Genomic DNA, 13,962 nt, shown 5'->3' with positions numbered 1-13,962 from the left:
CCGCAGACGAGCGAGTCCGTCGCAGCCGGGCTGCCGCGACAGCCCGAGACCGACGAACTCGCCCGTCTCGGGCTCGACCTGCCCCTGCAGGCCGCGGAGGCTCAGCCCTGCGACGATCCCTGGCGACGGAGGCGGCGAGCCAGCACCAGCACGAGGCCGGCCAGCAGCAGGGCCGCTCCGAGCGAGAGCGCGAGCGTCGTCATGACCGAGCTGCCGGTGAAGGCGAGGGCCGAGGCCGCCGCTGCGGCCGAGCTGCCGGCAGCGTCCGACGAGGAGGCGGCGGGCGCGGACGGCGCCCCTGCCTGTCCCGCGGCGGGCGCGGCGGGCACCGGAGCGGCCGCGACGACGACCGTGGTCGTGACGCTCGAGGCGGCGAAGTCGGCGTCGCCGCTGTAGTCGGCCGTGATCGAGCGGGTGCCGGCAGCGAGACCCGTCACGTCGCAGCCGTCGGCCGGCAGGACCACGGTGCAGAGCACGGTGTCGCCCTCGCGGAACACGACCGTGCCGGTGGCGCCCCGGGGCAGGCCGGACACCACGAGGCGCACCGGGCTGCCGGCGACGGCGCCTGCCCCGGACGTGCCGACCGTCGGCGACGTCGGCTCGGGGGCGACGACCAGGTCGAACGGCTCGCCCTCGGCAGGGTCGTAGTTCGCGTCGCCGCTGTAGACCGCGCGGACCACGTGGGTGCCGCCGTGGAGCCCGGCGGGCACGGTGCAGGAGGTGTCGGGCAGCGTCGCGGTGCAGAGGACTGCGCCGTCGGCCGTCGTGTAGACGATGGTCCCGGTCGCCCCGGCGGGGACGCCCTCGGAGTCGAGGACCGCCGGCTGCCCGTGCACGACCTCGACGGTCGTGTCGGCCTCGTCAGGGCCGTCGCCGTCGCCCGTGCCCGTGCCGGTGCCGTCGCCCGTGCCGCCGCCCGTCGCGGGCGCGCCGATCACGGCCGTCCCCTTGGCCACGCGGAGACCGCGAGGCGCCGAGGTCGAGCCCTCGTGGTCGCCGTCGCCCGAGTAGCGCGCCGACACCTGGTGGTCACCAGCGGCCAGGTCGGCCGGGGCGTCGCACGACGTCGCCGGGAGGGTCGCCGTGCAGAGCACGGTGCCGTCCGCCGCGACGAAGTCGACCGTGCCGGTCGCGTCGGCAGGCAGGTCCGTGGCCGTCAGCGTCGTCGGGACGCCGTGACGCGCCTCCTGCGTGGGCTCTGCGAGGCCCGTCGCGGTGGCGCTCCGGGCGACGACCAGGTCGAAGGTGGTCGACGCCGCGGCGTGGTCGGAGTTCCCGGCGTACGAGACGACGACGCCGCGCGTCCCCACCTCGGCCGGCCTGGTCGAGCACGCGGCGGCGCCGGTGCCGTCGAGCTTCGCCGAGCACAGCTCGACACCGGTCTCGGCTTCTCGGAACACGGCGAGGCCGGAGGGCGTCGTCGCGCCGGCCGAGGTCGACGAGAACGTCGCGCGGAGCATCGTCTCGACGCCGCGCTGGGCCGCGACGTCGGAGGACGTGCCGACGACGGCCTGCACCGGCACGGTCACGACGGAGGCGACCGTGCGGGCCTCGGCGTCGCGCGAGGCGACGACGGTCGAGACGCTCAGGGCACGTGCCGTCCCCGACGTGGTGACCGGCACGCGCACGGCCGGGAGGGTCGTGCCGGGCGCGAGCTCCGTCGTGGGCACGAACTCGCAGATGACCTCCTGCCCTGCGACGTCGCAGGTCCAGCCGTCGCCGGGGTCGAACGAGGAGGCGGGGGTCACGCCGACGGGGAACGTGGTCGTCGTGCGGATCGGCTGCGACTCGCTGCCGCCCTGCTCCGAGACCGTCGGGGTCACGGCGTGCACGCCCTGCGTCCCGCGGGCGATCGTGACGTCGGCGGCGGTCGCCGACAGGACGGGCACGGGCCCGGCCAGGGTCTGCGCCTTCAGGTAGTTGACCTCATGGACGTCGGAGGCGCCGCCGGTGCCGGCGACCCAGCCGTAGGTGAGCTTGTAGGGGAACCCGGTGGCCTGGTCGATCCAGGAGGAGGGGATGCCCGCGACGTTCGACGCCCCGAGCTTCGGCAGGTCGCCGGTCAGGACCTGGCGGGCGCCTCCGATCGGCGTGAAGACGACGGAGTACTGGCCGGGCGCGACGGTCACGTCCGTGGCGCGGCTGCCCGTGAGGGGCTGGGCGGTCGGGTTGATGAGGATCTCGACGGGCACCTTGGCCTGGTCCCGGTCGGTCACGCCGGCCTTGCTGAGCGAGCCGCCCTGCAGCTTCGCGGACGAGACGACGCAGTAGCCGGTCGTCCCGTTGCCGGGGCCGCGCACGGTCACGCTGTCCGGGGTCCGGACCCGCTGCGGCGAGGGCGTCGAGCAGCCGGTGCCCTGGAAGTCGGGGGCGACGAAGTTGCCGTAGCGGTCGAGGCCGATGCCGAGGTAGGCGTTGGCGAGGCCCGAGCCCGAGCGCGTCCCGCTGTAGCCGAGCGATCCGCCGAGCTGGCCGATCTGCTGGGGCACGGCCGGTGCGTAGGGGTCGGTCGCCGCGAGGTAGAACACGATGCCGTCGGCGGTGGTGCCCGTGCCGTCGGCGGTGCCGTTGTACTGGTAGCTGTCGAAGATCGCGTCGATGCCCTTGGTGATCGGGACCGACTGACGGGCGCCGACGCCGCCCGTGCGGTTCAGCTCGGCGCTGGTGAGGCGGAGCGCGCCCTGGCCGGCGGCGTCGAGGGGCGTGACGCAGCCGGGCAGCGAGTCGTCCGGCGAGGTCGCTCGGGTCGGCTTGCCGGTGAGGCACGCCGAGTTCGTGCCCGACGGCGAGGTGGGCAGCACGTAGCCGGAACCGGCGGTCGTGCCCGTGAAGCCCTCGTCGACGAAGGTGGTCTGCACCGGGGCGGCCGGGGCGTCCGCCGCCAGCGCGGTGCTCGTGCCGGTCAGGCCCAGGGCGGCGACGGCCACGACCGCGACCGCGGCGGTGCCGAGACGGGCGACGGAGGTGCGGCGAGCGGATCGGGTGGAGGGTGAGACGGACGAGCGGAGCGGGCGCGACGGCAGCGCGACGCGGGGCGTTCGGGGCACAGGGGACCTTTGGTGGGGAGAGGACCGTGGCGGCCCAGCGCCGCCACGGTGACCACGAGTGTCGAGCCGACGATACTGGCGAGGATCACTCAGGACGGTCGTTCTGACCACAACTGGGGGCGTCCTGCCGCGTCGCCCGGGAGCATGATGTGCCGCCTGCTCGGGTGTGCCCCGTGCCCCGTGCCCCGTGCCCCGCGCCCCGGGACGTCAGTACGCCGCGGACTGCCCGCCGTCGATCGGCACGACGGCCGCGTTGACGTAGGAGGCGTCGTCCGAGAGGAGGAACGCGACGACCGACGCGATCTCAGGTGCCTCGCCGTAGCGCTTCGTGGGGTTGGCCTGGATGAACTGCTCGGCCGCACCGCGGGGGTCATCGGCGCTGATCTGCGTCATGGAGGCCTCGACCATCGGCGTCCAGATGGCACCGGGGGCGATCGCGTTGATGCGGATGCCGAACCGGCCGTACTCGACGGCCGAGTTGCGGGTCAGGCCGACGACGCCGTGCTTGGCCGCGGCGTAGCCGGACTGGTTGCCGACGCCGCGGATCCCGCCGACGCTCGCCGTGTTGACGACCATGCCCGAGCCCTGACGGCGCATCACCGCGAGCACCTTCTCGAGGCCGAGGAACACGCCGCGCAGGTTGATCGCCACGACCTTGTCGAACTCGTCGGCCGTGAAGTCCTCGGTGAGGTTCTGGCGGCCCTCGATGCCGGCGTTGTTGAAGAAGCCGTCGATGCGCGAGAAGCGCTCGAGGGTGGCGGTGACGTAGGAGTCGACCTCCGCCTCCTTCGACACGTCGGCGACGACGGTCAGCACCTCGGCGTCGGGCGTGGACGACCGGATCGCCTCGACGCTGTCGGCGAGGCCCTTCTCGCTGACGTCGACGAGGGCGAGGGAGGCGCCCTCCGCGGCCAGGCGGACGGCGGCGGCACGGCCGAGGCCGGAGCCCCCGCCGGTGATGAGGACGACCTTGCCGGCGAAGCGGTCGACGGCGGGCGTGGGGACAGGTGCGGGCGTGGTGGTCATGGTGCTCTCCTGACTTCGACGATGAAGGGCTCGGAGCTCAGCGGTGCGGCGAGTCCTGACCGCGTGCTCGCGCACGAGATCGGCTTATACGCTACACCTGTCGCCATCAACGTCACCTGTCGCCCTGCACGACGTCAGCCGGACGCGTCGTCCCCATGGAGGCGGCGGCCGGCGTCCCCGCAGCTGGCGGGGCGGCGTCCGCGTCAGCGGTGCGGCAGCTCCACGCCGGTGGCCTCGGCGAGCGCGGCGAGCAGCTCGTTCTGGAACGCCTCGTCGAGCGCCGCGGCCTCCGGCTGCTGCTGCCGATCGTGGTGCCAGTACGCGCCGCTGACGCCGGAGTCGGCGCCCTCGCCGACGACCAGCCTGTCCTGCGTGCGGTGGCCCAGCTCGAAGTCGTCGGGGGCCGAGGGGCCGCCCATCTTCGTCGCGACCCACCCCGGGTCGACGGAGGCGGTGAACAGGCCCGGCGACCGGCGCGCGACCGCGGCCGACAGGGCCGTCACGAAGAGCTTGCTGTCGGAGTAGCTGCCCGTCGCGCGCCCGCCGGCCCAGTCGATCCCGTCGAGGGAGGCGGTGCCGCTGCGGTGCATCCCGCTGCTGAGGTAGACGTGCCGCGTCGGGTGCTCGAGCAGGGCGGTGAGCAGGTACGGCGCGACCACGTTGACCGGGATCAGCGGCGCGCCCGAGTAGACGCCGGCGTTGTGCACGACGCCGTCGAGGGCCGGGCCGTCGTTCAGCTCGGCGACGGCGCTGAGGACGTCGTCGCGCACCCCGAAGTCGGCGACGAGGAGGCGCGCGCCACGCTCGAGGAGGCCGGCCACCGCCTCCCTCCGCTGCTCGCCCCGTACGTGCACGACGACGTCGTGCCCCTGCTCGAGGAGGGCCGCGGCCGAGCCGTGCCCGAGGCCGTCGGAGGAACCGGTGACGAGGAGGTGTGCCATGCGGCCCATCCTGCACCCTGCCCCCGACACCGTCCCCCGCTCGGCTACCGTGGAGCCCGACCCCCAGGAGGCCCCCGTGGACGCACGTCGGCAGCGCATGCTGCGCGCCGCCCTGTCCGCGGGCGTCAGTACCCTCGTCACGGCCGCCGCGCACGCCCTCGGCGGCGGCACGTTCCCTCCCGCGCTGCTGCTCGGCACCGCCGTCGTCGTCAGCGTGCTCGTCTGCTTCGCGCTCGGCGGCCGCCGCGTGACGCTCCCTCGGCTCGTCGTCGCCGTCGCGGCGACCCAGGGCCTGCTGCACGCCGTCTTCACGCTCGCGGGCGGCATGGCCCCGATGACCGACGACCAGGGCGCAGGAGGCGCGGGCGGCACGCACGCCGGCCACCACCTCCCCGGAGCCGCCGTGCTGCCCGAGCTCGCCGCCGGAGCCCACGACGGCAGCATGGTCGGCGCGCACGTCGTGGCCGGCCTCGTGACGATCGCGTCGCTCCGCGTAGGGACGTCGGCCGTGCGGCAGCTCGTCCGCGCGCTGGGGCTGGTGCTCGTGCGGCTCGTCGTCCGCGTGACGGCGCTCGTCGTGCCGCACCGGCCGCGCGGCGCCGTGCGCGTCGAGCGTGCCCCGCGACCGCTCGTCACCCTGCTGCTCGCGACCACGCGAGCCCTGCGCGGGCCGCCCGCGCCGGCGACGACCTAGAGCCGCGCACGCCTCCTGACGGCGGGCGCGGCGTCGTGCGTGCCCGACCGCTCCCGCCGGTCCGGCCCGGACGGCCTCCCCTGTCGCCGCGGGGTCCGCCCCGCCTGCCCGAAGGACACCTCCATGCGCCCACGCGCCCGCACCACCTCCCCTGCCCGCACCCTCGTCGTCGGCACCGTCGTCGCGTCCGCCGCGGGGCTCGCCCTCGCCGTCGCCGCGCCCCTCACGGCCCAGGCCCACGTCGAGCTCGAGGCCTCGTCGACCGCGCCCGCGGCGCTCAGCGTGCTGACCTTCGCGGTCGGCCACGGCTGCGAGGGATCCCCCACCACCTCCCTCGCCGTCACGTTCCCCGCCGAGGTCCAGGCCGTGACGCCGACCGTCAAGCCCGGCTGGTCGATCACCGAGGTGCCGGCCGTCGCAGCAGTCGGTGCCGAGACCGCCGACACCGCCGAGACCGACACCGGCACCAGCACCGACACTGGGACGGCCACCGGCACGACCGTCACCTGGACGGCCGACCCGGGCTCCGCCCTCCCCGACGGCTTCCGCGACACGGTCGCCGTCTCGGCCCTGCTCCCGGTCGGGGGAGCGGCAGGCGACCTCGTCGCGTTCCCCACCGTGCAGACCTGCGAGGTCGGCTCGTACGACTGGGTCGAGGTCGCCGAGCCGGGCTCCGAGGCGGAGCCCGCGTCGCCGGCGCCCGTCCTGACCCTGACCGACGCGGACGGCGGCGGAGCGGGTGCCAGCGGCACCGACGCCGCGACCGGCTCGCAGGAGGCGGCCGCCGCCTCCTCGGCACCTGCTCCCGTCGACGAGACCGCCAGGGCCCTCGCCGTGGGTGCCCTCGTCGTGGGAGTCGTCGGGCTCGTCCTGCTCACGACGACCCTGCGCCGTCGCGCTGCGGAGGCCCGCCGATGAGCGCGAGCGCCCCGCCCGTCCCCGCTCCCGCTGATCCGTCACGAGACGGAACAGCCCGGGCGAGGGACAGCGCCCCCGCTCGCGAGCCCCGCGCACCCGGCGGGATCGGCAGCTGGCTCGGCCCGCTGCTGCTGCGCCTGCACTTCTGGGCGGCGATCGTGGTGGGGCCGTTCATCCTCGTCGCGGCCCTGACCGGCGCGGCCTACGCGCTCGCGCCGACGCTCGAGCAGGTCGTCTACGCCGACGAGCTGACGGCTCCGGGCACCGGGCCGGCGCTGCCGCTCGCCGACCAGGTCGAGGCGGCCGAGCGGGTGGTCGGCGACGGCGGCGAGCTCGTCGCCGTGCGTCCCGCACCCGAGCCGGGCGACACCACGCGCGTGCTGTTCACCGGCGACGACCTGATCGAGAGCCAGACCCGGGCGATCTTCGTCGACCCGGCGACGGCGGAGATCCGCGGCGACCTGCCCGTCTACGGCACGAGCGGCTCGCTGCCGCTGCGTACGACGATCTCCGACCTGCACCGCAGCCTCGGGCTCGGCGACGTCGGCCGCCTGTACAGCGAGCTCGCCGCCAGCTGGCTCGGCGTCGTCGTGCTGGCAGGCCTCGGCCTCTGGATCGCTCGACGCCTCAGGGCACGTGGGCCAGGGCAGGCACGAGCCCGGGCACGACGCGACCTCGTACGTCCCGACCTGCGCGCGACGGGACTGCGGCGGCTGTTCTCGTGGCACGCGTCCGTCGGCGTCGTGCTGACGGTCGGCGCCCTGTTCCTCTCGGCGACGGGCATCACCTGGTCCCAGCACGCCGGCGACAACGTCACCGCGCTGCGCGCCGCACTCAGCTGGACCGCTCCCATGCTCGACACCGCCCTGCCGGCCGAGGGCACCAGCGCAGGCACAGGCACGACAGGAGGCGCTGCATCCGACGCCGCGGGCGTCGCTGCCGACCCCCACGCCGGTCACCACGGAGCGGCCGCCCCCGGCGTCTCCGACGTCGACCCGGCCCTGTTCGACGACGTGCTCGCCGTCGCGCGCACGGTGAACGTCGACACCGGCCTCGTCGAGATCAAGCCGCCCGCCGACGCGGACAGCGCCTGGACCGTGACCGAGATCAAGCGGAGCTGGCCGACCCAGGTCGACTCCACTGCGGTCGACGGAGCGACGCTCGCCGTCGTCGACCGGACCGACTTCGCCGACCACCCGCTGATGGCGAAGCTGGCCCGCTGGGGCGTCGACACGCACATGGGCACCATGTTCGGCCTGCCGAACCAGCTCCTCCTGGTCGTGACGGCCCTCGGGGTCGCCGCGATGGTCGTGTTCGGCTACCTGATGTGGTGGCGTCGAGGCCCTGCAGGAGGTGCCGGCCGCCTCCGTGCCGGACGCCCTGCTCCCGCAGGCGCTCTCGTCCGCGCCCCGTGGCAGGGGCTCGTCGCGGTCGTCGCCGTCGGCCTCGTGGTGGGGCTGTTCCTGCCCATGGTCGGGCTCGGGCTCGTGCTGTTCATCGTGGTCGACGCCCTCGTGACGGCGGCCCGCACCCGCGCGTAGCGCTGCCGGGACACCCCGGGACCCGCACGACACCTTGATCACTCGGGGTGTGGTGCGGGTTCCGGGGTGTGGCGCGGTGCGGGGAGGGGGCTCGAGCTCAGCCCAGCTCGGCGGCGGTCGGCACGACGACGGCGTAGAGGTCGCCGATCGTCGCCAGGGCGGCACGGTGCAGGTCGCGCGCCGCCACGGGCCCGTCGACGCCGGGCAGCGACCGAGTGGCCGAGGCGTCGGCGACGACTGTCGGCCTGTTCCCGCGGAGGAAGGCCCCCTCGGCGGTGAAGGTGACGCACATGTGCGTCATGAAGCCGGCGACGACGACGTCGGCGTGGCCTGCCGCGTCGACGACGTCGCCGAGGTCGGTGCCCACGAAGGCGTTCGGCGCGTTCTTGACGACCACCGCCTCCCCGTCGATCGGTGCGACGCGCTCGTGCACCTGGCCGATCGGAGCGCTGATGTCGTAGGGCGTGCCCGAGCCGCCGTCGTGGACGACGTGGACGACCGTCGAGCCGGCGGACCGTGCACGAGCGAGGAGGTCGGCCGCGGCGTCGAGGGCCGGCTCCCAGCCCTCGAGCTCCATGACGCCCGTCGTGTAGGTGACCTGGTAGTCGACGAGGATCACGGTCGAGTCGGCGAGGACGGCAGGTGTCGTCGGGAGGTCGCTCACGTCGCGGAGGGTGGTGGAGGGTGACATGTCATGTCCTTTCAGGTCGGTGAGCTAGATTCTGGGCCACCTGGCGCGACCCGCCCAGGTGCATCCGGGTCGACCGACGCCGGGATCGGATCGGACTCGAGGAGGGGCCCGTGTCGTCACGCTCCGTGGCCGTCGTCGCGTTCGACGGCATCAGCCCTTTCCACCTCTCCGTGCCGTCGCTCGTGCTCGACCACGACCCCGGAGACGACCTCGTCGCTCGCGACGGCGACGACTGGCGCCTCGTGGTCTGCACGACCACGCCCGGCACGCTCACCACGAGCGCGGGCTTCGGCATCGTCGTCGAGCACGGGCTCGAGGCCCTCGAGACGGCCGACGTCGTCATCGTGCCCTGGTGGGGCGACCCGTCCGCTCCGGCGCCCGCCCTCGTCGTCGACGCGATCCGCAGGGCCCACGCGGGAGGCGCGACGATCGTCGGGCTCTGCCTCGGCGTGTTCGTCCTGGCCGACGCCGGCGTGCTCGACGGCCGCCGCGCGACGACCCACTGGCGGTGGGCCGACGCCTTCCGCCGTCGCTTCCCCGCCGTCGAGCTCGACGCGACGGCGCTCTACGTCGACGAGGGCTCGGTGCTGACCGGCGCCGGGGCGAGCGCGGGCATCGACACGTGCCTGCACCTCCTCGCCGAGCACGCGGGCCGGTCCGTGGCCAACGGCGTCGCCCGTCGGATCGTCGCCGCGCCGCACCGTCCCGGCGGCCAGGCGCAGTTCGTCGAGCAGCCCGTGCTCCTCGACCCGACCGACGACGCGGTCGGGCGTGCCTGCGCCTGGGCCACCGCCCACCTCGCCGAGCCGCTCACCATCGACGTGCTCGCCGGGGTCGCCCATCTGAGCCGCAGCTCCCTGACCCGGGCGTTCCGGGCGCGGACCGGGTCGTCCGTCTCCACCTGGATCGCGCGCCAGCGCGTCGCCCTCGTCCGGGACCTGCTGGAGGCGACGGACTGCCCGGTCGAGACGGTCGCCACCACGGCGGGGTTCGGCAACGCCGCGGTGATGCGCGAGCACTTCACCCGCGAGGTCGGCGTCTCGCCGGGTCGCTACCGCGAGGCGTTCCGCGCCGGGTGACGGGGCGGGGCAGTCGGTACCGTGGGTCCGTGCACCCCCTCGAACAGGACGTCGTCGAGCTGGCCCGCCGCGCGGCGGGCCGCGTCCCGTGGGACGGCCTCGACGTCGTCTTCGGCGAGGTCGCCGGCATCACGACCTGCCGGATCTTCGCGTCGCACCCGCAGCACGGGCGCCGGCTCGTCCCGGTGCCGGACGAACTGCGGTCGACCTTCGTCGACCTCCGCCGCGAGACCGCGACCGCCGACCGGGGCGCCTGGTTCGTCGCGTCGCTGCACGTGAGCCGGAGGCTCACCGGCGAGACGGTGCACGAGACGTTCTCCTACGACCACGACGGCCGCCCGGAGTTCCTCCGCGACACCGCCCGCGCGGGCGCGTGGCCCGTGCCGCCGCTCCCCTACGACACCGACTTCGTGCTGGACCTCGCCGACTTCCCCCGGTCCCGCAGGCACACGCCGGCGTGGCTGACGAAGGCCGTCCGGCGGCCCGTGAGCTCCGACGACGAGCTGCTCGAGCCCGGGACGCGCGGCGAGGCGCGCCTCCTCGTCCGCCAGCTCGCCATGGACGTCGTCGACGCGCACCGGGGCCTGGCCTGGTCGCGGACCGACCACGAGTTCGTCGTGCTCGACCGGAGTTCCTGGAGCACCGGCACGACGCTGCTGCGTGACGGCACCGTGCACCGCGGCGACCCGCTCGTGGGGGCGAGGGTCCACGACCTGCTCCGCGACCTGCGGGAGACCACGACCGACCCGGACCGGGGCGCCTGGCTGAGCGCGTTCCTCACCGTCTTCCCGGACGCCTCCTTCGACCTGCGGCTCAACCTCGACATGCGGCCGCACACGCACCTGCAGGCGACCGACCGCTGGCGCGCGCCCGAGCGTGCCGCGGACGCGCGCCCCGGCGACGCGGAGTGGGTCGCCGACCTCGAGACGCACCCCCGGTCGCCGGAGCACCTGCCCGCCTGGTACGCCGCGATCGTCGAGTCGGAGCAGCGACGTGCCGAGCTCCGGACCGCGACGCCCTTCGCCCGGACGCGGGTCGGCGCCGCCGTCGCCCGGAGCTCGCCCGGGCTGCCCACGTCCCTGCAGGACCTGGCCGGGAAGCCGCCCTGGAGGACGCTCTTCTCGTACGTGGAGCCGGCCCTGCTCCATCAGCTCACGACGGGGTGGTGGGAGCTGCTCGACGACCCGGAGCAGGAGGATCTGTGGCCGCACACCCTCGACGCCGTGGCGCCCCTCGTCCTGGGCGACGTGCTCGACGCCCTCGGCCGGGACGGCCACACCGTCGGGCTGCTGGTGGACGCGGCCGAGGTGCTGGTGCAGCGCGGGCTCGCCGGCGCAGGGGGAGACGAGCCACTCGACCGGGGCGAGCCTGTGGGGTCGGCGATGTCGGACGCCGCCGAGACGGTGTTCATCGACGTCGGCGACGTCCTCGCGGAGGCGATCGACGCGCAGCTGGACGCGCGCTTCCCTGGCGTCCGACCCGGCCGGACTCAGCGGTAGAGCGCGTCCGGCGCCAGCCGCGGTCGGGCTGAGCACGGCGCGAGCCACACCCCCGATCCGGCGCTGCACCCCCGGATCACGGGGTGCAGCGCCGGTTCAGGGGTGCAGCTCGGGGCCGGGCCGCGTGCCGGCGGGCCGGGCTCAGTGCAGCTCGACCTCGACGGCGACGACGCGGGCGTCGCCCGGCCCGACGAGGTGCACCGGCCCGGTGATCGCGAGCGACGCCTCCGTCTCGCGCTCGGCGCACGAGGCACCGACCCAGAGCTCGACGGCGCCGGGCTCGACCACGCGCCGCATCCGGCGGTCGCTGAACGCGAGGCGCTGCGTCGGCACGCGGAACGTGACCCGCGCCTCCTGCCCCAGCTCGAGCTCGACCCGGGCGTAGCCGAGCAGCTGCGCGACCGGACGGGTCACCGAGGCGACGACGTCGTGCGCGTAGAGCTGCACCACGTCGGCGCCGGCCCGGCCGCCCGTGTTCCGCACCGTCACGGTCGCGGTGAACGCGCCTCCTGCGGGCACCTCGCCCGACCGGCCCGACGCCCCGTCGCGGTCCGCGCGGCCCGGACCGTCGGCCGCCTCGACGACGAGCCCCGACCGCTCGAAGGTCGTGTACGACAGGCCGTGGCCGAACGGCAGCACCGGGGTGCTGTCGGCGCTCGTCACCTCGCTCGGGCCGCCGAGCGGCGGGTGCAGGTACGAGAACGGCTGCGCACCGGCTGACCGCGGCAGCGAGACGGGCAGCCGGCCCGACGGGACGACGCTGCCCGAGAGCACGCCGGCGATCGCGGGGCCGCCCTCCTCCCCCGGGAAGAACGCCTGCACGACCGCCGCCGGGGCGGACGGCCCGGAGACCGCCCAGCCGATCGCGTAGGGACGACCCGACAGCACGACCAGCACGACAGGGGTGCCGGAGGCGACGACCGCCTCCACCAGGTCGCGCTGCGGTCCCGGCAGCTCGAGGCTCTCGACGTCGTTGCCCTCGCCGACGGTGCCGCGGCCGAAGAGCCCGGCGCGGTCGCCCACCACGACGACGGCGACGTCGGAGGCGGTTGCCTCGCGGACCGCCTCGTCGATGCCCGCGCGGGCGTCTGCGTCGAGAGCGCCCTCGACCTCGCAGCCGGGCACGACGACGAGCTCGGCGGCGGGCAGCTCCTCGCGGAGCGCCTCCGCCACGGTCGGCACCGCGATGCCCGTGGGCACCCCGGGGTGGTGCGCGAGGACGTGGTTGACGAACGAGTAGCAGCCCATCAGCGCCTCGGCGCTGTCGGCGTTCGGGCCGATCAGGGCGACGCGGGCCGGGCCGGCGCTCGGGCCGGCCCCGGCGCCGCCGCCGAGCGGCAGCACCCCGTCGTTCGTGAGCAGCACGACCGACTCGTCGGCCAGGCGGCGCGCGACCGCGCGGTGCGCCGGGCTGTCGAGGTCGATCTCGGTCGGCGGCCCCGCGGCCTCCGCGGCGTCGAGGGCGGCCTCGTCGAGCAGGCCGAGCTCCTCCTTCTCCGCGAGCACGCGGGCGACCGCGAGGTCGACCAGCGTCTCGTCGACCAGCCCGGCCCGCACGCGCTCGGCGAGCGGGGCGAGGTAGGCGTCGCCGGTGGGCAGCTCGACGTCGATGCCCGCCTCGAGGGCGAGCGCGGCGGCCTCTCCGCGGTCGGCGGCGACGGCGTGCATGACCTCGAGGAAGGCCACCGCGAAGTAGTCGGACACGACGACGCCGTCGAAGCCCCACTCGCCGCGCAGCAGGTCGGTCAGGTACTCGGGCGTCGACCCGACGGGCACGCCGTCGACCTCGGCGTAGGAGTTCATCACCGAGCGGACGCCGCCGTCGCGCACGGCCATCTCGAACGGCGGCAGCAGCACGTCGGCGAGGTAGCGCGGCCCGACGTTCGCCGGGGCGTGGTTGCGGCCCGCGTCCGAGAGCGAGTAGCCGACGAAGTGCTTGAGCGTGGCGTGCACCCCGGCCGACTGCAGGCCGCGCACGTACGCGGTGCCGATGGTGCCCACGACGTACGGGTCCTCGGCGATGCACTCGTCGACGCGTCCCCACCGCGGGTCGCGGACCACGTCGAGCACCGGCGCGAGGCCCTGGTGCACGCCGAGCTCGCGCATGGAGCCGCCGATCAGCGCCGCCATCCGCTCCACGAGGTCGGGATCGAAGGAGGCGCCCCACGCGAGGGGCGTCGGGAACGTCGCGGCCTGCCAGGCGGCCAGGCCCGTCAGGCACTCCTCGTGCACGATCGCCGGGATGCCGAGACGCGTCTCGGTGCGCAGCCGGCGCTGCTCCTCCCACAGCCAGGAGGCGCGCTGCACCGGGTCGACCGGCCGCGTCCCGTAGACCCGGGTCAGGTGCCCCAGCCCGTGCTCGGTCGCCGCTCCGTAGTCGTCGCTGGGGGTCATCGCGCCCTGCATCGGCGCCACGGCGCCGCCGCCCTGGTCGACCCACCAGCCGACCAGCTGGGCCAGCTTCTCGTCGAGCGACATGTCGTCGAGGAGGCGGCGGACGCGGTCGCTGAGGACCAGACCGGTCGC

Annotated in this window: 10 protein-coding genes; 5 read left to right on the top strand and 5 right to left on the bottom strand. The window is 75.3% G+C overall.

Annotated features, from left to right (window positions below; all coding sequences use genetic code 11):
- Window positions 1–101: 101 nt before the first annotated feature.
- From IFT90_RS17615 to IFT90_RS12460, 3 genes are all read right to left on the bottom strand, one after another.
- The gene (locus tag IFT90_RS17615; RefSeq protein ID WP_192042527.1) at window positions 102–3,047 is read right to left on the bottom strand and encodes an Ig-like domain repeat protein; all 2,946 of its coding nucleotides are present in this window, start codon (window positions 3,045–3,047) and stop codon (window positions 102–104) included.
- A gap of 207 nt (window positions 3,048–3,254) precedes the next feature.
- Complete coding sequence (locus IFT90_RS12465; protein ID WP_192042526.1) at window positions 3,255–4,073, bottom strand: SDR family oxidoreductase; 819 nt, start codon at window positions 4,071–4,073, stop codon at window positions 3,255–3,257.
- Between the two features lie 203 nt (window positions 4,074–4,276).
- The gene (locus IFT90_RS12460; RefSeq protein ID WP_192042525.1) at window positions 4,277–5,014 is read right to left on the bottom strand and encodes an SDR family NAD(P)-dependent oxidoreductase; all 738 of its coding nucleotides are present in this window, start codon (window positions 5,012–5,014) and stop codon (window positions 4,277–4,279) included.
- Between IFT90_RS12460 and IFT90_RS12455 the strand changes: the two genes are divergently transcribed.
- The 3 genes from IFT90_RS12455 (at window position 5,013) to IFT90_RS12445 (ending at window position 8,167) form a co-directional block, all read left to right on the top strand.
- Window positions 5,013–5,708 (top strand): hypothetical protein, encoded by a 696-nt coding sequence (locus tag IFT90_RS12455; RefSeq protein ID WP_244644940.1) that lies wholly within the window; start codon window positions 5,013–5,015, stop codon window positions 5,706–5,708. The genes IFT90_RS12460 and IFT90_RS12455 overlap by 2 nt on opposite strands.
- Before the next feature lie 123 nt (window positions 5,709–5,831).
- Entirely contained in the window at window positions 5,832–6,626 is a 795-nt protein-coding gene (locus IFT90_RS12450; RefSeq protein ID WP_192042524.1) for a DUF1775 domain-containing protein, read from the top strand.
- On the top strand, window positions 6,623–8,167 hold the full coding sequence (locus tag IFT90_RS12445) for a PepSY domain-containing protein (protein WP_192042523.1): 1,545 nt from the start codon (window positions 6,623–6,625) through the stop codon (window positions 8,165–8,167). Before IFT90_RS12450 ends, IFT90_RS12445 begins: the two co-directional genes overlap by 4 nt.
- A 97-nt stretch (window positions 8,168–8,264) precedes the next feature.
- On the opposite strand, the gene IFT90_RS12440 is transcribed toward IFT90_RS12445, so the two are convergent.
- Window positions 8,265–8,858 (bottom strand): isochorismatase family protein, encoded by a 594-nt coding sequence (locus IFT90_RS12440; RefSeq protein WP_192042522.1) that lies wholly within the window; start codon window positions 8,856–8,858, stop codon window positions 8,265–8,267.
- A 110-nt stretch (window positions 8,859–8,968) separates the two neighbouring features.
- On the opposite strand from IFT90_RS12440, the gene IFT90_RS17610 reads away from it, so the two are divergent.
- Both IFT90_RS17610 and IFT90_RS12430 read left to right on the top strand, forming a co-directional pair.
- Window positions 8,969–9,937: a helix-turn-helix domain-containing protein gene (locus IFT90_RS17610; protein ID WP_192042521.1), complete on the top strand. Its 969-nt coding sequence runs from the start codon at window positions 8,969–8,971 to the stop codon at window positions 9,935–9,937.
- 29 nt (window positions 9,938–9,966) lie between these two features.
- The gene (locus tag IFT90_RS12430) at window positions 9,967–11,436 is read left to right on the top strand and encodes a hypothetical protein (RefSeq protein ID WP_192042520.1); all 1,470 of its coding nucleotides are present in this window, start codon (window positions 9,967–9,969) and stop codon (window positions 11,434–11,436) included.
- 141 nt (window positions 11,437–11,577) lie between these two features.
- Here IFT90_RS12430 and IFT90_RS12425 read toward each other — a convergent pair whose 3' ends face one another.
- Entirely contained in the window at window positions 11,578–13,914 is a 2,337-nt protein-coding gene (locus IFT90_RS12425) for a glycoside hydrolase family 3 N-terminal domain-containing protein (RefSeq protein WP_244644956.1), read from the bottom strand.
- Window positions 13,915–13,962 lie beyond the last annotated feature (48 nt).

The sequence above is a fragment of the Frigoribacterium sp. CFBP 8766 genome (genome assembly GCF_014841435.1).
Classification (GTDB): domain Bacteria; phylum Actinomycetota; class Actinomycetes; order Actinomycetales; family Microbacteriaceae; genus Frigoribacterium.
This window is presented reverse-complemented; position numbering and strand designations above follow the sequence as displayed.

Excerpts from the sequence above, each read along its gene's own strand:
- IFT90_RS12445 (WP_192042523.1), top strand. The coding sequence starts at position 6,623 with ATGAGCGCGAGCGCCCCGCCCGTCCCCGCTCCCGCTGATCCGTCACGA.
- IFT90_RS12440 (WP_192042522.1), bottom strand. The coding sequence starts at position 8,858 with ATGTCACCCTCCACCACCCTCCGCGACGTGAGCGACCTCCCGACGACA.
- IFT90_RS12460 (WP_192042525.1), bottom strand. The coding sequence starts at position 5,014 with ATGGCACACCTCCTCGTCACCGGTTCCTCCGACGGCCTCGGGCACGGC.
- IFT90_RS12455 (WP_244644940.1), top strand. The coding sequence starts at position 5,013 with ATGCGGCCCATCCTGCACCCTGCCCCCGACACCGTCCCCCGCTCGGCT.
- IFT90_RS12450 (WP_192042524.1), top strand. The coding sequence starts at position 5,832 with ATGCGCCCACGCGCCCGCACCACCTCCCCTGCCCGCACCCTCGTCGTC.
- IFT90_RS12465 (WP_192042526.1), bottom strand. The coding sequence starts at position 4,073 with ATGACCACCACGCCCGCACCTGTCCCCACGCCCGCCGTCGACCGCTTC.
- IFT90_RS12425 (WP_244644956.1), bottom strand. The coding sequence starts at position 13,914 with ATGTCGCTCGACGAGAAGCTGGCCCAGCTGGTCGGCTGGTGGGTCGAC.